Origin of the sequence: Clostridioides sp. ZZV14-6150 (assembly GCF_020657875.1) — a bacterium.
Taxonomy (GTDB): Bacteria; Bacillota; Clostridia; order Peptostreptococcales; family Peptostreptococcaceae; genus Clostridioides.
Genome location: NZ_JAGWDA010000016.1, coordinates 76,633 through 95,549, shown reverse-complemented (window position 1 = coordinate 95,549; position 18,917 = coordinate 76,633). Strand labels below are relative to the sequence as shown.

At 29.9% G+C, this 18,917-nt stretch carries 24 protein-coding genes; 2 read left to right on the top strand and 22 right to left on the bottom strand.

Annotation, left to right across the window (positions count from 1 at the left end; all coding sequences use genetic code 11):
* Positions 1-9: 9 nt before the first annotated feature.
* Entirely contained in the window at positions 10-882 is an 873-nt protein-coding gene (locus tag KGF41_RS16900) for an aldose 1-epimerase family protein (RefSeq protein ID WP_227829064.1), read from the top strand.
* Positions 883-1,287: 405 nt separating this feature from the next.
* Here KGF41_RS16900 and KGF41_RS16895 read toward each other — a convergent pair whose 3' ends face one another.
* Complete coding sequence (locus KGF41_RS16895; protein WP_227841457.1) at positions 1,288-2,445, bottom strand: S41 family peptidase; 1,158 nt, start codon at positions 2,443-2,445, stop codon at positions 1,288-1,290.
* Between the two features lie 154 nt (positions 2,446-2,599).
* Between KGF41_RS16895 and KGF41_RS16890 the strand changes: the two genes are divergently transcribed.
* Positions 2,600-3,169, top strand: coding sequence for a 5-formyltetrahydrofolate cyclo-ligase (locus tag KGF41_RS16890; RefSeq protein WP_227829066.1), 570 nt, complete (start codon positions 2,600-2,602; stop codon positions 3,167-3,169).
* Between the two features lie 180 nt (positions 3,170-3,349).
* Here KGF41_RS16890 and KGF41_RS16885 read toward each other — a convergent pair whose 3' ends face one another.
* The 21 genes from KGF41_RS16885 to KGF41_RS16785 form a co-directional block, all read right to left on the bottom strand.
* Positions 3,350-3,766: a hypothetical protein gene (locus tag KGF41_RS16885; protein WP_255287847.1), complete on the bottom strand. Its 417-nt coding sequence runs from the start codon at positions 3,764-3,766 to the stop codon at positions 3,350-3,352.
* A gap of 212 nt (positions 3,767-3,978) precedes the next feature.
* Positions 3,979-5,073: a hypothetical protein gene (locus tag KGF41_RS16880; protein ID WP_227829068.1), complete on the bottom strand. Its 1,095-nt coding sequence runs from the start codon at positions 5,071-5,073 to the stop codon at positions 3,979-3,981.
* Positions 5,074-5,499: 426 nt separating this feature from the next.
* Entirely contained in the window at positions 5,500-6,441 is a 942-nt protein-coding gene (locus tag KGF41_RS16875; protein WP_227841394.1) for a transketolase family protein, read from the bottom strand.
* Positions 6,434-7,261: a transketolase gene (locus KGF41_RS16870; protein ID WP_227841393.1), complete on the bottom strand. Its 828-nt coding sequence runs from the start codon at positions 7,259-7,261 to the stop codon at positions 6,434-6,436. Before KGF41_RS16870 ends, KGF41_RS16875 begins: the two co-directional genes overlap by 8 nt.
* Positions 7,262-7,432: 171 nt before the next feature.
* Positions 7,433-7,816 (bottom strand): type II toxin-antitoxin system PemK/MazF family toxin, encoded by a 384-nt coding sequence (locus tag KGF41_RS16865; RefSeq protein ID WP_003421356.1) that lies wholly within the window; start codon positions 7,814-7,816, stop codon positions 7,433-7,435.
* The gene (locus KGF41_RS16860; protein WP_227436214.1) at positions 7,785-8,072 is read right to left on the bottom strand and encodes an antitoxin; all 288 of its coding nucleotides are present in this window, start codon (positions 8,070-8,072) and stop codon (positions 7,785-7,787) included. Before KGF41_RS16860 ends, KGF41_RS16865 begins: the two co-directional genes overlap by 32 nt.
* 32 nt (positions 8,073-8,104) lie before the next feature.
* Complete coding sequence (gene alr, locus KGF41_RS16855; RefSeq protein ID WP_227841392.1) at positions 8,105-9,262, bottom strand: alanine racemase; 1,158 nt, start codon at positions 9,260-9,262, stop codon at positions 8,105-8,107.
* 14 nt (positions 9,263-9,276) lie between these two features.
* Complete coding sequence (gene gerS / locus KGF41_RS16850) at positions 9,277-9,867, bottom strand: germination lipoprotein GerS (RefSeq protein WP_227829072.1); 591 nt, start codon at positions 9,865-9,867, stop codon at positions 9,277-9,279.
* Between the two features lie 20 nt (positions 9,868-9,887).
* Positions 9,888-10,349 carry a CBS domain-containing protein gene (locus KGF41_RS16845; protein ID WP_227829073.1) on the bottom strand — a complete coding sequence of 154 codons (462 nt, stop codon included), beginning with the start codon at positions 10,347-10,349 and terminating at the stop codon, positions 9,888-9,890.
* Between the two features lie 14 nt (positions 10,350-10,363).
* Positions 10,364-10,744 carry a holo-ACP synthase gene (acpS, locus tag KGF41_RS16840; protein ID WP_227829074.1) on the bottom strand — a complete coding sequence of 127 codons (381 nt, stop codon included), beginning with the start codon at positions 10,742-10,744 and terminating at the stop codon, positions 10,364-10,366.
* A gap of 474 nt (positions 10,745-11,218) precedes the next feature.
* Complete coding sequence (gene atpC, locus KGF41_RS16835; protein WP_227436229.1) at positions 11,219-11,479, bottom strand: ATP synthase F1 subunit epsilon; 261 nt, start codon at positions 11,477-11,479, stop codon at positions 11,219-11,221.
* A gap of 2 nt (positions 11,480-11,481) precedes the next feature.
* On the bottom strand, positions 11,482-12,876 hold the full coding sequence (gene atpD / locus KGF41_RS16830; RefSeq protein ID WP_227829075.1) for a F0F1 ATP synthase subunit beta: 1,395 nt from the start codon (positions 12,874-12,876) through the stop codon (positions 11,482-11,484).
* A gap of 12 nt (positions 12,877-12,888) precedes the next feature.
* A complete protein-coding gene (gene atpG, locus KGF41_RS16825; RefSeq protein WP_227829076.1) occupies positions 12,889-13,767 on the bottom strand; it encodes an ATP synthase F1 subunit gamma in 879 nt (292 codons plus the stop codon).
* A gap of 27 nt (positions 13,768-13,794) precedes the next feature.
* The gene (gene atpA / locus KGF41_RS16820; protein ID WP_227829077.1) at positions 13,795-15,297 is read right to left on the bottom strand and encodes a F0F1 ATP synthase subunit alpha; all 1,503 of its coding nucleotides are present in this window, start codon (positions 15,295-15,297) and stop codon (positions 13,795-13,797) included.
* 16 nt (positions 15,298-15,313) lie between these two features.
* Positions 15,314-15,859: a F0F1 ATP synthase subunit delta gene (locus KGF41_RS16815; protein ID WP_227829078.1), complete on the bottom strand. Its 546-nt coding sequence runs from the start codon at positions 15,857-15,859 to the stop codon at positions 15,314-15,316.
* Positions 15,856-16,353, bottom strand: coding sequence for a F0F1 ATP synthase subunit B (gene atpF, locus KGF41_RS16810; RefSeq protein WP_227829079.1), 498 nt, complete (start codon positions 16,351-16,353; stop codon positions 15,856-15,858). The genes KGF41_RS16815 and atpF overlap by 4 nt, the downstream gene beginning before the upstream one ends.
* A gap of 123 nt (positions 16,354-16,476) precedes the next feature.
* Positions 16,477-16,737, bottom strand: a complete 261-nt coding sequence (gene atpE, locus KGF41_RS16805) for an ATP synthase F0 subunit C (protein WP_021386434.1) — start codon at positions 16,735-16,737, stop codon at positions 16,477-16,479.
* A gap of 70 nt (positions 16,738-16,807) precedes the next feature.
* Positions 16,808-17,512, bottom strand: coding sequence for a F0F1 ATP synthase subunit A (locus tag KGF41_RS16800; RefSeq protein WP_227436239.1), 705 nt, complete (start codon positions 17,510-17,512; stop codon positions 16,808-16,810).
* A gap of 2 nt (positions 17,513-17,514) precedes the next feature.
* Complete coding sequence (locus tag KGF41_RS16795) at positions 17,515-17,901, bottom strand: ATP synthase subunit I (RefSeq protein WP_227436241.1); 387 nt, start codon at positions 17,899-17,901, stop codon at positions 17,515-17,517.
* 4 nt (positions 17,902-17,905) lie between these two features.
* Positions 17,906-18,133 (bottom strand): AtpZ/AtpI family protein, encoded by a 228-nt coding sequence (locus KGF41_RS16790; protein ID WP_227436243.1) that lies wholly within the window; start codon positions 18,131-18,133, stop codon positions 17,906-17,908.
* 200 nt (positions 18,134-18,333) lie between these two features.
* Positions 18,334-18,771 carry a deoxycytidylate deaminase gene (locus KGF41_RS16785; RefSeq protein ID WP_227829080.1) on the bottom strand — a complete coding sequence of 146 codons (438 nt, stop codon included), beginning with the start codon at positions 18,769-18,771 and terminating at the stop codon, positions 18,334-18,336.
* Positions 18,772-18,917: the final 146 nt, after the last annotated feature.

Here is an 18,917-nt window from a genome sequence, read left to right as displayed (position 1 = left end):
AGATTTTAAATGAATATATTACAAAATGAAAACTTAATTATTGAATCAAGTAGCTCTGGTGCTGAACTTACTAGGATATTTTCTAAAAAACATAACAGAAATATTCTTTGGGATGGTAATAAAAAACATTGGGGTAGACAATCACCTATATTATTCCCTATAGTTGGTAAACTTCTTGATAATGAAACCATAATAGAAGAAAATTTATATAATATGACTCAACATGGATTTGCTAGAGATATGGATTTTGAAATTGCAAATAAAGGAGATGCATTCATATCTTATAGTTTAACATCCAATGAATCTACTCTAAAAAAATATCCCTACTATTTTGAGCTACTTATAAATTATACATTAAATGATGATAGCATAAATATAGAATGGATTGTAAAAAATACTGACTCTAAAGATATATTCTTTTCTATAGGAGGACATCCTGCATTTAATCTTCCTTTTTATGAACAAGATGACTTTTCTAAGTACTATCTTGAGTTTAAAGGAAGAAATAATGTGGAAAAAATTAATTTAAATGGGTCCTTTACTGATGATACAAAATTTATTGGAGACTTAAAAAGGTTACAATTAAATCCAGAATTATTTAAAAATGATGCTTTAATATACACTAACATAGACGAAGTATCTATATATAATGATAAAGATAGTGAATGCCTAACTATATCTATGAAGAATTTTCCTCTAGTTGGCATTTGGACTCCTTATTATAGCGAAACTAATTCTACTGCTCCATTTTTATGTATAGAACCATGGTACGGTCTTGCTGATAGTATACATTCTAATAAAATTTACACAGATAAGAAATTTATAAACAAATTAGGTAAAGGAAAAGTTTTTACAGCTTCTTATAGTATAGACATACATTAGATAAAAAATTTAATTTACATGTTTGTGTTTTTACAAAATATTAATGTAGCTCAAAATAGAAAATACCCTAAATATTCATATAATCAGTATAAAACAAATAAGTTTCTATAGTGCTGAAATGATAGTACTTTTAAATAAGAGTAGGTATAGTATTAGAAAATAGAATTATTAATATTAATATTCCTTAAATCAAAAAAATATTACTGGACTGCTAAATTTCCAGTAATATTTTTACATGTATTTTAAAATGTTTAATTACCCATATTTTAAAAGCTAAGTTAAAACTTTTAACAATAAAACTATATAGTAAAATGTTGAAACAATACCAAAAGTTAGTTTTATCCACTCTATATTTTTACTTATAACAATTTTTTTATTTTCTATTACATCTACAAACTTTAAATTCTATTTATTAATCTGCTCTCTAAGCCATTCAGTTGCTACATCCAATTGTTTTTTCTCATCTTTTTCTTCAATTGTAGGTTTTATCCCTTTTTCATTGATATAATCTCCATTAGGTGTAAAGTATTGAGCAGTAGTTAATTTATATCCTGTTCCATCTTTCAACCTTACAACTGACTGTACCAGCCCTTTACCATAAGTCGTAGTCCCTACAGAAATACCTTCTTTATTATCAACAATTGCAGCTGTTAATATCTCAGCAGCAGAGGCACTTTCTCCATTGGTTAAAACTACTATTGGAAGTCCCAATTTTTCTTTATCAGATTTTAAGTATTCTGTATTTCCTTTATTGTCTTTAGTATATACTATAGTTCCTTCACCAATTAATTCATCAGCAACTTCTTTACATATATCCAACATACCTCCAGGATTGTTTCTAAGGTCTATTACTAATCCCTTAATATTTTTTTCTTTCAATCCTTTTAAAGCTTTGTCAAAATCAGTATATGTACTTGATATAAATTGGGTAATTTCTATATATCCTAAATCATTATCAATTACTTTACTTTCTATACTTTTCTCAACTATCTGTTCTGTTTTCAACTCAAAGCTTAGTTGTTTATCTTCTCTCAATACTACTAGCTCTACTTTTTTACCTTTTTTACCTTTCATCATACTCACAGCTTCATCCGAATTTTTATATGATACAGATTTTCCGTTGACTTTTATTAATTTATCTCCTGCTTTTACTCCTGCTTTTTCTGCTGGAGAATCTTTCATAGGAACTACTACTAGTCCTCCATCTTTTGATGCTCCTATATACATTCCTACACCAACATAAGAGCCCTCACTATCTTCTATTAGCTTTTCCATTTCATCTTTAGTGTAATAACCAGAATATTTGTCATTTGTTCCTAGAAATAACCCCTTTGATGCTCCATCCACTAAATCTTTATCAGAGACTTTTTTATAAAAATCTTGTTTTATAATAGATTCTAATCCTAACAACTTATCATATTTTTTATAGCCTTCATAGAGTTCTTTTGATACTACAACTTTGTTCCCTAATGTAAGTTGAAACGCTGATGTGGCCATAGCTGTTATAATTACTAAAATCACCCCTAAAAAAATAGCTTTCTTTTTTGAAATCACAAGATACATCTCCTTTTACATAAACTATTATATATTATATGACTAGCTGTTATTTTTATTACATTTACCCAAATATATTGCCTTATTACAATAAACTATACTAAAATTTATATTAGAATACAAATTCTGTTCACATTATAACATATTAAAGGAGGAATATTTTATGAAAAAAGAATTTAGAAAAAAAGTTATTGAACATAGAAAAAATAAAAGTGCTGAGTTTGTACTAAATAATTCAAATTTGATAACAGAAAAATTACTTCAAATGGAGGATATAAAAAACGCAACTAATATAATGCTTTATCTAGATTTTAATAATGAAGTTAACACAGATAATTTAATCAAAAAGCTTTTATCTCTAAAGAAAATAGTCTCAAGCCCTATTACAATAAAAGAAAATCATACATTAATTCCTACTCAAATAACAGATTTAGATAATGGACTAAAAATTGGTGCATATGGAATAAGGGAACCTAACGAAAAATCACCTACAATTGATATTAAATCTTTAGATGTTGTAATTGTTCCAGCTGTTGCATATGACATACATTGCTATAGATTAGGATATGGTGGAGGATTTTATGATAGATTTTTAGAGAACTTAAGAAAAGACGCAATAACTATAGGAATAGCATTTGACTTTCAGGTATTTGATTCTATTCCAAAAGAAACTCATGATGCACAATTAAACTATATAGTTACTGAAACCAGAATTCTTACACCAAATAATTAACACTCTCAATACTATTAATATAACACTCTGTTTAATATTTAATTTTTATATTATTCAATAAGTATTTTAAGTCATGGCTTTTACATCAATAAAGCCTCGACATGATTTATTTACATTAATAAAAACCATGACTTTATTTTACTATACAAATAAATAGTTATCTAATTACAAAATATATATTTATTTAGTAGAATTCAATTCTATTCTATCTGGAAGTTCACTTATATTTGTTTCAACCACTATGTATGGAAGAGAATCCTCCTTATCCTTATACTTTATCTTAACTCTCAAAACTTCTTTTCCTTCTTCACTTACACTTTCTATGTTATCCATCTCAATACCATATTTATTATTTCCCCTAGTTACTATGATGTATATTTTATTATCAATTTTAGCTGCTAATGCCCTTTCTTCATTTGTGTATTTGTCCATAACATCTAGTATCTTTTCTGGTATTGAATTCCTTTGCAATACTGTATAATCTATTGGCTTAGTTTTTTCTATAAACATACTTGGTATGAATATAAACCCTCCTATCACAAATATAAGAGCTATAACTCCATAAATTATACCTTTAATATTAAACTTTACATTCAATTTTATCACTCCTTCCATCTATTTAAATATATGATTTATAATTTTGTCTTAGACTTTAAATTATCAATAATAAAGTGTTTATTATAGTTACCCTTAAATATGAAATAATAAAAAAAGGATTTTATGACAAATAAATTATAAAATAAAAAAGAGTTATATAAAAACAATTTAATTGTTTTTATATAACTCTCTATTTTACAGTTCTAAATTATTTATTTACCATTAACTCCTTCTTGATAGCCAGATGTTTTTGTAATCTGTCTATAAAGAACACAAACCAGTATTATGACGCCCATATATCCGGTATATGGATATAAGATACCAACCAGCTTATCAAATGGTAAGAATCCACCTATAAGACCTAATATAGCTGTTATTACTGTTATTAATTTAAATTTAGGATGATTATCATCTACAAATCTATTAGTTACTGACCATAATAAAGGTACAGCTGTTGTATATATTCCTAATATAAGAACTACTGAGAATAAAACTCCAACTACTGGTGAAATCTTATCAGCTAAGAATAATGAAGGTATTGCTTTTGAATATAAGTTTCCTACATCAGAAAGCATTGCTAAGTTCATCATTATAGCTGCTGCCATAAGTGCTACCCCACCTAGTATCCCACCGCAAACAGCTTCTTTTTTATTAGCAGCACTTGCTCCTAATCCTGTTAAGAACGCCATGACAACGATTGTATTATAAGTAGTGTATATTACACCAGATAGATATGCGTTTGGAACTGGTCTAGATACCTCTACAGTTTTAAGAATCTCTCCTGCTTGAGATAAATTACCTATATTACTGCTTAAACTTATAGCTCCAACTAAAAGTGTAAATATTATTATTACAGGTCCTATTCCACCTAGTATCTTTGATAATTTATCAAGACCTAATGAAACAGTTAATAATGCTACTACTGCCATACCTATTCTACCTACAAATGGATTTAATCCATAGTATTCAGTTAAAGTTGCTCCCGCTCCTGAAATCATTACTACGAAAACACCAAATAAGAATAAAGGTCCAAACCACTCAAAGAATATTCCTAAATACTTACCACAATAAACACGATAAATTTTGATAGGTTCCTTAAGTTGAAGTTCTTTACCTTTTGACATTACTGAAGCACCCATCCATGAGAATAATACCATTGAAATTATCCCACCAATAATACCTGCAAACCCATAAAAAGTGAAGAATTGCATTATTTCTTGTCCTGTTGCAAATCCAGAACCGATTACTGTTGCTACATAAGCTCCTGCGAAACTGATGACTGTTTTAACATTTACTTTTTCTGACATATCTCAGTTACCTCCCCACGTGAAATTTTTTCATCTGCTTAATTACTTCGATAAACTACTTACAATTTCCTTTAACATAAAATCCATGATAACTGTTTTAAAACTTTTTGTATAATAACTTAAAACTTATAATATACTTTTTATACAGTATACCTCCCTTCATACAATTCTTTAAATTATTTTTGTTTAAGTAGTTATTATATGTATAAAATTAATTTCCCTATAAACTATATATTAGTCATATTTTTCTGAATAGTCAATATATATTTGAATATTTTCTCTATTTTTGTAAAAATTTGAATATTTGGTTAGGTTTTTGATAAATTGATATAGTGTATAAAAAAGAGAGATATAAATTCATATAATGCTTTATATCTCTCTTATACACATATTATATTATTAACAAACATGCATAATTTATATTTCTTACATTCTTTTTGCAAGAATAGCTTCTTTTACAGCTTTTACTATATCATCACAAGTTAATTCATATTTTTTTAACAATTCATTTGGAGCACCAGATTCTCCAAATGAATCTTTAATCCCAACTTTTTTTACAATAGTTGGATAAGATTCTCCAACTGTCTCACTCACAGCAGAACCTAAACCTCCAATTATACTATGTTCTTCTACAGTTACAATAGCATTAGTTTCTTTTGCTGCTTTTAATATTAAATCCTTATCTATAGGTTTTATTGTGGACATATTTATGACTCTGGCACTAATGCCTTCTTCTTGCAATTTTTCTTGTGCCATTATAGCATCATTCACCATAATCCCACAAGCTATAATTGTGACATCATTGCCATCTCTTAGTACTACACCTTTTCCTATTTCAAAATGATAATCCTCATCAAATAAAACTGGAACTGAACTTCTTCCTAATCTAACATAAACAGGTCCATTGTATTTAGCTATTTCAAAAATCATCTTCTCTGTCTCTACTCCATCAGCTGGAACAAGAACTGTCATATTTGGTATAGCTCTCATTATTGCAATATCCTCTACACTTTCATGAGATGCTCCATCTTCTCCAACAGTAAGTCCTGCATGAGTAGCACAAATTTTTACATTTAACTTTGGATAACAAACTGAATTTCTTATAATCTCAAAGGCTCTCCCTGTAGCGAACATAGCAAAAGTACTAGCAAAAGGTATTTTTCCAGCAGTTGATAATCCGCAAGCAGCACCTATTAGATTTTGTTCAGCTATACCCATATTAAAAAATCTATCTGGAAATGCTTCATAAAAATCATGTGTCTTTGTAGACTTTGATAAATCTGCATCTAACACTACAACATTGTCATTTATTTGACCTAATTTTACTAAAGCTTTACCATATGCTTCTCTTGTTGCCATTTTATTCATTGTCAGCACCTCCTAATTCAAGTAAGGCTTGTTCTAGTTCTGCATCATTTGGAGCTGTCCCATGCCACCCTGCTTGATTTTCCATAAAAGATATTCCTTTACCTTTTATAGTCTTTGCAATTATCATTGTAGGCTTTTTAACTGTTGATTTAGCTATATCAAGAGCAGCAAATATTTGGTCAAAATCATGACCATCTATTTCAATTACATTCCATCCAAAAGCCTTAAATTTATCAACGATTGAACCTAAGTTCATTACACTTTCTATGTTTCCATCTATCTGAAGTCCATTATTGTCTAAAAAAGCAATTAAATTATCAAGCTTATAATGTGCAGCACTCATAGCAGCTTCCCAAACTATCCCTTCTTGAACTTCTCCATCACCAAGTAAAGTGTATACATTCCATGGTGCATTATCTAATTTTGATGCCATAGCCATCCCACATGCAGCCGAAAAACCTTGCCCTAAAGAACCTGTGGATATCTCCACGCCAGGTGTTCCTTTCATATCTGGATGTCCTTGTAACATTCTTCCTATTTTCCTCAGTCCATTTAATTCTTCCTTATCAAAATAACCTTTTTCAGCCAATGTTGCATATAATGCTGGTGCAGCATGTCCTTTTGATAATACAAATCTATCTCTATCCTCCATTTTAGGTTTTGAAGAATCCACATTCATTTCATCAAAGTATAACGCAGTAAGTATTTCAACTACCGATAATGACCCTCCTGGATGTCCAGATTTGGCTCTATGTATCATAGAGACTATATCTCTTCTTATGATACGCGCAATCTCATTTAATCCTTTATGGTCTCTCATGTAATTACCTCCCTTGAGTTTGTAATTTTATATCAATTCCATCTTATTATATCACTTTTATGCTATTTTTTTGCGTTATTTTTGATTTTATTAGCTTAGGCCACTAAAATTAAACTCTATGAAATATTTTTAAAGAAAAAAGGGATTGTCTAACAAAAGACAAACCCCTCTTTAAAAAGTAAACAATCCTAAACTTATTTGAAGCCCATCATCTACTTTTATCATCATATTTTCATCTAGACAACCAATTTTTTCCCTCAGTCTCTTTTTATCAATAGTTCTGATTTGTTCTAAAAGAATCACTGAGTCTTTATTAAGACCATATTCATTGGAACTTATCTCTACATGAGTAGGTAATTTGGCTTTATTAATCTGAGATGTTATAGCTGATACTATAACTGTAGGACTATATTTATTACCTACATCATTTTGTATTATCAGAACAGGCCTAACTCCTCCCTGTTCTGAACCAACAACTGGACTTAAATCAGCGTAATATAAATCACCACGCTTTATTTCACAATTAGTACTCACCTTGGGCAATCTTCCCTTCATTTTTATCATCAGAAGATACTTCGTCAACTGTCATGCCTAGTTCAGCTAATGACAGATTAATTTGACCCATTTCTCTATAACCCGTTTTCATAGATTCTTTAATATGAATTCTCTTTTTCTGAGTTATATAGAACTGAAAAGCAGCTTTTGCAAAATCTTCTCTGTTACTGTTCTCCATCTGAACAATACTATCAACTTCAGAAATCAGAGAGTCTGGTAAAGTAACTTCTATTTTTTCTTTACTCTTATCGTACACAAAATCGCCTCCCAGATTATAATATCATGGTTTTATTTTAGCAAATAACTGTTTATTTGTACAAGCTCATTATTTTCCATATAAACACGGTCAACTCTTCTTGATATCATGCATAACACTTCATAGTTTATAGTTCCTAAGTCTTTGGCTATACGTTCAGCTGTAACTTCACCTTCTCCAAATAGTATAACCTCATCTCCAACTTTTATGTCTATATCTTTGTCAATTCTAACCATTATTTGATCCATACAAATTCTACCAACTACATCAAATACTTCTCCTTTAATAAGAACTTTTGGATTCTTTTGAATTCTAGTGAATCCATCCGCATATCCTATTGGAATTGTAGCTATTGTTTCCATACTAGTAGTTGTATATTTTAGTCCATAACTTATTCCTACACCTGGTTCAACTTGTTTTATATGTCCGATTTTTGATTTTAATTTCATGGCTGGTTTTAGTTCTAGTCTTTCTTTAAATACATCATCAGATGGATAATGACCATATAATATTATTCCTGCTCTTACCATATTTAATCTTAAATCAGGGCAATCCATAATAGCTGCACTATTTGATACATGCTTTATAGCTATTTCTACACCAGCTTCATCTAACTTATCAGACATAAATTTATAATTATTAGCTTGTTTATAAGTGTACTCTTTACTTACTTCATCAGCTGTAGCAAAATGAGTAAACATACCTTCTAAATTTATATATTCTAATTTATTTAATTTTACTATATCCTGTACTGACTCTTCATTAGGTTGGAAACCTATTCTAGTCATTCCTGAGTCTATTTTAATGTGAACACAGGCTTTTTCTCCTAAAGATTTTGCAATTTCGTTTATCTTTTGTGCTGTTTCTAAAGAATAAACTGTCATAGTTATTTTATTTTTTATAGAATCTTCAAAAGCTTCATCTGGAGTATATCCTAAGTTCAAAATAGGAAGTGTTATACCATTTTGTCTAAGCTCAATTCCTTCAGCAGTTCTTGCTACTGCTAAATAATCTACTTTTTCCTTTTGTAATAATTTTGCAACTTCTACTGCACCATGTCCATATGCATCAGCTTTTATTACTCCACAAACTTTAATATCTTCTTCTAATAAATTTTTAATATTTTTTAAGTTAAATCTTAAGTTATCTAGATTTATCTCTGCCCATGTAGGCACTGTTATTTTTTGCATTTCTTTAGTCCCCCTTAGTTTCTGTATTCAAAATCTCTGTATTTTACTGTAAATCTTGGCACTCCTTCATTATCTAATACTTCCATCTTTTCAGGGTTCTTTGTGTCAGTATTTACATATAATACTTGCTTATTAAAATATTTATTATCCCCAGGAATAAAAGTCTCTAAAACCAAGTTTCCTTTGGATAACTTTATTTTCATCTCTTCGTTTTGAAGATAATTTTTTATAAAGTCTCCTATAAAAAGATATTGATTATTTTTTCCTGTATTAGGCAATTCCACTATATCACTGATATTTGGATTTTTAACTAATATTTTATCACCTTGATACTCTATACTTTTCCCCTTTAAGTGTTTTGGGGAAATTACTTCTAATTTATAGTTATCAGTTTTTTTATAAGTATGAATTAAAACATAATTGTGTGGGCTCTTATTTCCAACTACTTCTACTTCAGCTTTACAACTGTAAGAATTCATATCAGAAATCTGCTTTTGAAAATCTTTGTATACTTCTTCTTTTGTGGACTGTCGTTTTTGGCATCCTATTACAATTATAACCAGTGCCAAGAACATAATACATACTATAGTCCACTTTTTTCTCACATCACACCTCCTACTTTAGTCTATTCATTATATAAAGCTTTTATTATATCATATCTACAAATTATACCTTTAAGTTTATTGTCATCATCTACTACAGGAACTCTGTTTATTGATTTTTTAATCATTATATTAGCCACATCGTCAAACTTATCATCTTCATGAACTTTTATTATGTCCTTAGACATCAGTTCTCCGACTTTATAAGCTGCTACTTGCTTTATGTCTTTTTCTACCTTTTTTAAATCATCTAAAAAAATCAGCCCTTGTAATAAATTTATATATAGAGGTGCTTCTATATACTTTTCTTTTTTAAGAATGTCTGTTTCAGAAATTATTCCAACAACTTTATTTTCTGAATCTACAACTGGCAATCCTCCTATTTTCTCCGCAATTAGCATATTAGCTACATCTGCTATACTATCATCTTGTTTTGCTACTATTACATCTGTTGTCATTATTTCTTTTGCTGTTTTATCCATCATAATGTAATCACTCCTTAGTCCTTAATTATAGTTATCGCATTTGCTATAGCATAATCTTTTGAATGTGATATTGAAACTTTTATTTCTAAAACATTATAATCTATGCACATTTTTGCCAGATTATTATAAGTTTTTACTATTGGTTTTCCCATTTCATTTCTGAGAACCTCTATATCTTTAAAGTTAAACATTCTGATTCCTGTACCCATAGATTTACTTATAGCTTCCTTAGCCGCAAAATTACCAGCTATACTTTCTGCCTTAAAATTTTTAGAATTAAAATATTCAATTTCTTTATCTGTAAATATTTTCTTTAAAAACCGATTATTTTTTTCTACAGCTTTTTTTATTCTGTCAATTTCAACTATGTCTACTCCAATATCAAATATATCCATTTTTCCTCCAGAAAATTTATAATAGCTCTTTTCATTTAATAATGAATTTATAAATTTACTATTGATAATACCTATTATTGTTTAGTTTATGTTACTTATCCCAATTTAATAATCATTATAATAGAATTGTAACTTTTAAAATTATTTATAATAAATAATCTATGTAAATCTATTATATTATTTATTATACTACACAACTAAGCAAATTTTTTAAATTTTATAAAAATTTTATATAGATTTCTTATATGAATATTTTTTCACTTCTATATAATCTATCTAAACCTTCTTTATCTTATTAATTGCAACATAATTTTGCAGTAAATTTAAACACTTTGTGAATTTACTATCACTACACTTCCACTATATTTTATACTTTATTTTTTGTTATTTTATTAACACCAAAATTATAAAAAAAGTCATTTTGACCAAAAATAATTTTAGTAAAAATGACTTTTCATGTTTTATATTAAATTATTAAATCCATTCAGCAGATTCTGTCAATATGACAGTTTTATTTTGGTCTACATTAACAAATCCTTCTGATATTTTTGCTTCTTTAAAATTTCCATCTTTTTTTATCTTCAAAGTTCCTACAGGTATGCCTGAAACAAACGGTATATGACCTTTCAATACCCCTTTGTCTCCCTTTGTAGTTCTAACTACTATCATTTCAACTTCTCCATCATAAAACGTATCATTTGGAGTTACAACTTTCAATGAAAATTCACTAGCCATGACTACATACTTCCCTTCGCTTTTTTAACAGCATCTTCTATTGTACCTACAAACAGGAATGCTGACTCTGGTAAGTCATCATGTTTACCTTCAAGTATCTCTTTGAATCCTCTTACAGTTTCTTTAACAGGAACATATTGACCTGGGTTTCCTGTAAATTGCTCTGCAACTGTAAATGATTGAGATAAGAATCTTTGTATTTTTCTAGCACGTGCAACTATTAACTTATCTTCATCAGATAATTCATCCATACCAAGTATGGCAATTATATCTTGTAGTTCTTTATATCTTTGAAGTATTGATTGAACTCCTCTGGCTATTTCATAATGTTCTTTTCCTACTATACTAGGGTCAAGAATTCTTGATGTAGATTCAAGAGGGTCAACCGCTGGGTATATACCAAGTGATGATATTTGTCTAGATAAAACTGTTTTTGCATCTAAGTGAGAGAATGTTGTAGCTGGTGCTGGGTCAGTTAAGTCATCTGCTGGTACATATACTGCTTGAACAGATGTTATTGAACCTTTCTTAGTTGATGTTATTCTCTCTTGAAGTGCACCCATTTCAGTAGCTAATGTTGGTTGGTAACCAACGGCTGATGGCATACGTCCTAGAAGTGCTGAAACTTCTGAACCAGCTTGTGTGAAACGGAATATATTATCAACGAAAAGTAAGACGTCTTGTCCTTGCTCATCTCTAAAATGTTCTGCCATTGTAAGTCCAGTTAAAGCAACTCTCATTCTTGCTCCAGGTGGCTCGTTCATCTGACCAAATACTAGAGCTGTCTTGTTTATAACTCCAGACTCACTCATTTCTCCATAAAGGTCATTACCTTCTCTTGTTCTTTCTCCTACACCTGAGAATACAGAAATACCACCATGTTGCTTGGCAATATTGTTTATAAGTTCTTGTATTAAAACTGTTTTTCCTACTCCTGCTCCTCCAAATAGACCTATTTTTCCACCTTTTAGATATGGTGCTAGCAAGTCAACTACCTTAATACCTGTTTCTAGTATTTCAGCTGTAGTTTCTAGTTCGTCATATGCTGGTGCTGGTCTATGTATAGGTAACTTAGGCGCAGACTTTGGAGCTGGCTTTCCATCAACTGGTTTTCCAAGAACATTGAATATTCTACCTAGAGTTTCATCTCCAACAGGAACACTTATTGGTCCTCCTGTATCTACAACTTCCATACCTCTTACAAGTCCATCTGTTGCACTCATAGAGATACATCTTACTGTATCATCACCTATATGTTGAGCAACTTCTGCAACTATTTCTTTATCTCCTAACTTTATTACTAACGCATTTAATAAGTTAGGTAGGCTTTGTTCATTATCAAACTTAACATCTAGTACAGCTCCTACAATCTGTACTATTTCACCTACATTTGCCATTTCCTAACCTCCCTATTTTAGAGCTTCAACTCCACCAACTATCTCTGTTATTTCTTGAGTTACAGCTGACTGTCTTGCTCTGTTATAACTTAACTCTAAATTAGATAGCATTTCATTCGCATTATCTGTGGCTGATTCCATCGCAGTTCTTCTAGCTCCTTGCTCTGATGCAAAAGATTCTAAAATCCCACCATATATTGTACCTGATACAAACTGAGGCACAATATAACTTAAGACTGCTTCTGCTGATGGTATATATTGTACTTTCGATTTATTTTGTTTTTCTTCTTTTATTACAATGGCTTGGTCATCTGTATCTTTTTCAAACACCAATGGAAGCAATTTTAAAACTTCAACTTCTTGTAATAAAGCTGATTTAAATTTTGTATAAGCTATATAAACTTCATCTACTTCACCTTTTTTATACAGGTCAATAACAGTTTGTGAAATTTCTATCGCTTCTTCATATCCACAAGCTTCAACACTATTTATATCTTTTGCTATATTGTAATTTCTCTTAGAAAAAAACTCGTGAGCCTTCTTTCCTACTGTGATAACTGTTTCTTTTTTTCCTTCCATGTGAGATACAGATTCCTTTAATACATTGGAATTGTATCCACCTGCAAGACCTCTATCTCCAGCCACTACTATATAGCATTTATTTTTTACTTCTCTTACTTTTAAAAATTCATTTCTAACTCCACGTGTTGTTTGGGCAATATCCTTTACTGTATCGTACAAAGTATTAAAGTATTCCCTTGAATCTTCAGCTTTTTCTTTTGCTTTTCTAAGCTTAGAAGATGCAACAAGTTCCATTGCTTTAGTTATTTGTTTTGTACTTTCAACACTCCCCATACGTGTTTTAATCGCTTTAATTCCAGCTCCTGCCAATTAATTTACCTCCTTTTTTAAAAAGGATTATACTTCAACAACAAACTTTTCTTTAAATTCATTTATTGCATCTGTTAAATCATGAGTGAAGTCTTCTCCATCTAATATTTTTCTTGATATTTCTGGATAATTATTATCTACAAATGCATACAATTCTGATTCAAATCTAGCTATATTATCTATTGGAATATCTTCCAAATGATTATTTATAACAGCATATATTATCATAACTTGATTTTCAACTTTTATTGGTTGATGCTCACCTTGTTTTAATATCTCAACGATTCTTTCACCTTGAGCAAGTCTCTTTTTAGTATCTTCATCTAAGTCAGAACCAAATTGTGAGAATGCTGCAAGCTCTCTATATTGTGAATATGCAAGTTTTAATGTACCTGCAACTTTTTTCATTGCCTTAATTTGCGCAGAACCACCAACCCTTGATACTGATATACCAGGGTCAACTGCTGGTCTTACACCTGAATAGAATAATTCTGGTTGTAAGTATATTTGACCATCTGTTATAGATATAACATTTGTTGGTATATATGCAGAAACGTCTCCAGCTTGAGTTTCTATTATAGGTAAGGCAGTCATTGAGCCTCCTCCTAATTCATCAGATAACTTAGCTGCTCTTTCAAGTAATCTTGAATGTAAGTAGAATACATCTCCAGGATATGCCTCACGTCCTGGTGGTCTTCTAAGTAATAATGACATTTCTCTATATGCAACGGCTTGTTTACTTAAATCATCATATACTATAAGCACATGTTTTCCATTGTACATAAATTCTTCACCCATAGCTGCTCCAGCGTATGGTGCTATATATTGAAGTGGTGCTGATTCAGATGCTGTTGCTGAAACTATTATTGTATAGTCTAAAGCTCCACCTTTTTCTAATGAACTAACTAATTGAGCTATAGTAGAACGTTTTTGCCCAATTGCTACATATATACAGATAACATCTTTTCCTTTTTGATTTAATATAGTGTCAACAACTATAGATGTTTTACCAGTTTGTCTGTCACCTATTATTAACTCTCTCTGACCTCTACCAATTGGTATCATTGAATCTATTGATTTTATACCTGTTTGTAATGGCTCATAAACAGATCTTCTATCTATTATACCAGGTGCTTCAGATTCAACTGGTCTAGTTTTTGTACAAGCTATAGGTCCTTTTCCATCTATTGGCTGACCTAGAGAGTTTACAACTCTACCTATTAAAGCTTCTCCAACTGGAACTTCAACTATTCTTCCAGTTCTCTTAACTATATCGCCTTCTTTTATTCCACTGTCATCTCCAAGTATAACAGCTCCAACTACTTCTTCTTCTAAGTTAAGTGCCATACCATATACTTCACCTGGGAACTCTAGTAACTCACCAGACATAGCTTTCTCTAATCCATATACACTAGCTATACCATCCCCAACTGTTAAAACACTACCTGTATCTGTCAATTCAACTTTATTCTCATAATTCTTTATTTGCTGTTTAATTATAGAACTTATTTCTTCAGGTTTTAAGTTCATGGGTTCACCGCCATTCTTAAGATATTACTTCAGATAGCTTTTCTTTCATCTTATCTAGACGAGTTTTTACAGTGCCATCTATTTGCTCATTTCCAATTCTAACTAGAACTCCCCCTAGTATAGTCTTGTCAACTACATTTTCTATAGTAACATTTTTGTTGTATTTGTTTGAAAGTTTAACTTCAAGTTCTTTAATATCTGTTTCACTCATTGGAATCGCACTTATTGCAACACCATCAGTTATATTATTTTTCTTATTTAATAAGTCTTTATAAGCTAACTCTATGTCTTCCAAAAACGCTATTCTGTCTTTATCTACTAAAACTTTTAAGAAGTTTTTTATGTTAGAACTTACTTCCTTATCAAAAATGATTTCTACCAAGTTTTTCTTTTCTGATTTTGAAACTAATGGTGATTTTAAAACTTTGTAGAAATCTTTGCTAACTTTAGTCATCATATCTACTACTTTTTCTAATTCTTTAAATAATATATCAGTTGAATTTTCTTCTTCTCCTAATTGAAATAGGGCTTCGGCATATCTATTTGCTACTACGTTTATCATTTAGCCTCCCCTACCTCTTTTATAAAGTTTTCTATCAATTCTTCATGTTTAGATTTATCTAAATCTTTTTCAATAACTTTAGATGCCGCAAGTAGTGCTATATTTGATATATCACTTTTAATTTCATTCATAACCTTTTGTTTTTCTTGTTCTATATCTTTGCTTGCTTTATCTTTTATATCAAGAGCATCTTGTTTTGCAGTACTTATTATGTCATCTGATTTTTTCTCTGCTCTTATAGTTGCTTGTTTTATGATTTCTTGACCTTCATCTTTAGCAAAATTGATTTTTGACTCATATTCTTTTTTTAGCGCCAATCCTTCAGTTTTTGCTTTTTCGCCTTCTGCTAAGTCATTTTTAATATCATTTTCTCTTGATTGGATTATATTTAAAACTGGCTTAAATAAAAGCTTTCTTAGAAGTAAAAATATTATAAAAGTATTAACAATTTGGAATACAAATTCCCATGTTATACCTACTAGTGCTTTTTCCATAATTATCCTCCTTTCCATAAATCATAACTACTTATAATCACGAGATGATAAAATTCATCTCATGATTATAAGTTTGAGATGATTTATCTATAAAACCTATCTCAAAATATTTAAGGACTAAATCTACATTCCTAAGTATTTGAAGAATGGATTTACGAATAGAAGTATTATTGATACAACCAAGCCATATATTGCTGAAGACTCTGCTATAGCAACACCTAGTAATAAAGTTGAAGTTATATCACCTTTAGCTTCTGGTTGATTTCCTACTGCTTCTGCTGCCTTACCTGCTGCTACACCTTGACCAATTCCTGCACCTATACCTGTTGCAACTGCTATTCCTGCTCCTATTGCTGATGCTGCCGCTACTATTGCTGTTTCCATAATTATTTCCTCCTTAAAATTTAAAAATTTAAATTGTTTTTTATTTTTTATCTTAATATAAGTTGATTTCTTAATCTAATTCCCCTGCACTTGATATAAACACCATTGTTAGCATTATGAATATATATGCTTGTAACAATCCTGCAAATAAATCGAAGTACAAGTGTAATGGAACTGGTATTAATATCTGTCCAATCGGTATTGATAATCCTGGTATTAGACTAGATATAAAACCTAAAAGTTGATAAAATAGACCCATTATAATTGTTCCACCTAAAATATTTCCAAATGGACGGAAACTTAATGATATTGGTCTAGCTAACTCACCTATAATATTAATTGGTAACATTATGGCAAGTGGTTGAGCCAATTCTTTAAAGTATGATACTCCTTTAAATTTAACTCCTGCAAAATAAATCATAAAAAATGTAATCATTGCCCATGCAGCAGTTGTATCTAGGTCGGTTGTTGGTGATCTTAATCCAAGTAATGGGCTTAAATTTGAGCACGCGAAAAATAAAAACAAACTTCCTATGTATGGTATCATATATGGCATTCTTTTTACTGTGTTTTTACCCATAACATTTGTAACCATTTTAGCAAGACCACCTATTGCAAATTCCAAAAATATTTGAACTTTACTAGTTGGAACTTTTTTCAAATTTCTAGTTAAAAAATAAGATGCTATCGCTAAAAAGGCCATTATTCCCCAACTCACTAGTATTGTTTCACTAATTTTAAAATTTCCTATGAGATAATAATGCGCTTGACTCATACTTACGCCTCCTTCCTCTTTAATTTATTTATAAAGTTTTTTGATAATATGACAAACTTTGTACTCAATAATCCTAGTGCTGTTCCGATTATATTTAAATGTGGAACCTTAGCTGAAGCAAATAGAACAACTGCCATTATAAATAGCCTAATGGTATATTGTGCTGATGCATAAGCTTGTGCTTTTCCAGCTGGCAATGACACTGTTTTTTCTAGTGATATTGCTAATAATCTAAAATTTAACATAGCTATTATAGAGCCAAATATAAGTCCTAAAAATACTGGCTTACTTAATGTTGATGTTATCAACATTAGCACAATTAAAATTACATCAAATATTACTATACCCTTTGTTACTGACCTTACTTGGTTAAGTAATTTTATATCCAATATATCACTTCCTTCGTGTATATACTATTAGAGTTTTATAAACACCACTAAAAGCACCTCCAACCCCTAACAGTAAAAATATTATTGTTAGAACTGGACTTGTATTTAATTTACTATCTAAAAATTTTCCTAAGAAAGTACATCCTAATATTGATATTACAATCATCAATCCTATTTGACTTATTAAACTAAACAGCTTTGCAATTTCCATATGTGTATTTTTTTTACTCATAAATAGTATCCCTCATTATTACAAAATAAATAACATGTAATTAATCTATATAATAAATTTATTTAATTATAAAATATATCTTACTACTAATCTGATTATTTTTCAAACACTTTCTTTTAATCATTTCATGAGCATGTATTTCAGTGTCAAATTTTATCATTTATTGTCACCCTAAAATTATTCACTAAAAAATTTATCTACTAGAATTTTATAAGTTCTATTCCTGCTTCTTTTAACAATTCTGTAGACATATCATCTGGATAATCACCTTCATAAACAATTTTCAATATCCCTGCATTTATGCACATTTTTGCACACAAAACACAAGGTCTTGTAGTAACATATAAAGTTGCTCCAGCCACACTAATACCATTATGAGCAGCTTGTATTATAGCATTTTGCTCAGCATGCAATGCCCTACACAGTTCATGTCTTTCTCCTGAAGGAATATTTAGTTCCTGTCTTTTACACCCAATATTTTCACAATGTTCAAGATTTCTTGGAGAACCATTATATCCAGTTGTTAGAATTTGTTTATCTCTTACAATAACAGCTCCGACTTGTCTCCTAATACAAGTTGAACGCTTTTTTACCACTTCTGCAATTTCCATAAAGTATTCATCCCATGATGGTCTCATAATTTACTTTTCTCCTCTTTGTTTATGTACTGGTCTCATATATATTTATTAGATTTCTTCCTAAATAAATACTTATTTTTATATTATATACACATGTCAATTGAATGTCCAATAAAAAAAGAGCATTTTTACCATTTAAATTTTAA

What these genes read in the sequence shown, in the direction of transcription:
- KGF41_RS16900 (WP_227829064.1), top strand. Translation starts at nt 10, where the DNA reads ATGAATATATTACAAAATGAAAACTTAATTATTGAATCAAGTAGCTCT.
- KGF41_RS16895 (WP_227841457.1), bottom strand. Translation starts at nt 2,445, where the DNA reads ATGTATCTTGTGATTTCAAAAAAGAAAGCTATTTTTTTAGGGGTGATT.
- KGF41_RS16890 (WP_227829066.1), top strand. Translation starts at nt 2,600, where the DNA reads ATGAAAAAAGAATTTAGAAAAAAAGTTATTGAACATAGAAAAAATAAA.
- KGF41_RS16880 (WP_227829068.1), bottom strand. Translation starts at nt 5,073, where the DNA reads ATGTCAGAAAAAGTAAATGTTAAAACAGTCATCAGTTTCGCAGGAGCT.
- KGF41_RS16875 (WP_227841394.1), bottom strand. Translation starts at nt 6,441, where the DNA reads ATGAATAAAATGGCAACAAGAGAAGCATATGGTAAAGCTTTAGTAAAA.
- KGF41_RS16870 (WP_227841393.1), bottom strand. Translation starts at nt 7,261, where the DNA reads ATGAGAGACCATAAAGGATTAAATGAGATTGCGCGTATCATAAGAAGA.
- KGF41_RS16865 (WP_003421356.1), bottom strand. Translation starts at nt 7,816, where the DNA reads ATGAAGGGAAGATTGCCCAAGGTGAGTACTAATTGTGAAATAAAGCGT.
- alr (WP_227841392.1), bottom strand. Translation starts at nt 9,262, where the DNA reads ATGCAAAAAATAACAGTGCCTACATGGGCAGAGATAAATCTAGATAAC.
- KGF41_RS16845 (WP_227829073.1), bottom strand. Translation starts at nt 10,349, where the DNA reads ATGATGGATAAAACAGCAAAAGAAATAATGACAACAGATGTAATAGTA.
- acpS (WP_227829074.1), bottom strand. Translation starts at nt 10,744, where the DNA reads ATGGATATATTTGATATTGGAGTAGACATAGTTGAAATTGACAGAATA.
- atpC (WP_227436229.1), bottom strand. Translation starts at nt 11,479, where the DNA reads ATGGCTAGTGAATTTTCATTGAAAGTTGTAACTCCAAATGATACGTTT.
- atpD (WP_227829075.1), bottom strand. Translation starts at nt 12,876, where the DNA reads ATGGCAAATGTAGGTGAAATAGTACAGATTGTAGGAGCTGTACTAGAT.
- atpA (WP_227829077.1), bottom strand. Translation starts at nt 15,297, where the DNA reads ATGAACTTAAAACCTGAAGAAATAAGTTCTATAATTAAACAGCAAATA.
- KGF41_RS16815 (WP_227829078.1), bottom strand. Translation starts at nt 15,859, where the DNA reads ATGATAAACGTAGTAGCAAATAGATATGCCGAAGCCCTATTTCAATTA.
- atpF (WP_227829079.1), bottom strand. Translation starts at nt 16,353, where the DNA reads ATGGAAAAAGCACTAGTAGGTATAACATGGGAATTTGTATTCCAAATT.
- atpE (WP_021386434.1), bottom strand. Translation starts at nt 16,737, where the DNA reads ATGGAAACAGCAATAGTAGCGGCAGCATCAGCAATAGGAGCAGGAATA.
- KGF41_RS16800 (WP_227436239.1), bottom strand. Translation starts at nt 17,512, where the DNA reads ATGAGTCAAGCGCATTATTATCTCATAGGAAATTTTAAAATTAGTGAA.
- KGF41_RS16790 (WP_227436243.1), bottom strand. Translation starts at nt 18,133, where the DNA reads ATGAGTAAAAAAAATACACATATGGAAATTGCAAAGCTGTTTAGTTTA.
- KGF41_RS16785 (WP_227829080.1), bottom strand. Translation starts at nt 18,771, where the DNA reads ATGAGACCATCATGGGATGAATACTTTATGGAAATTGCAGAAGTGGTA.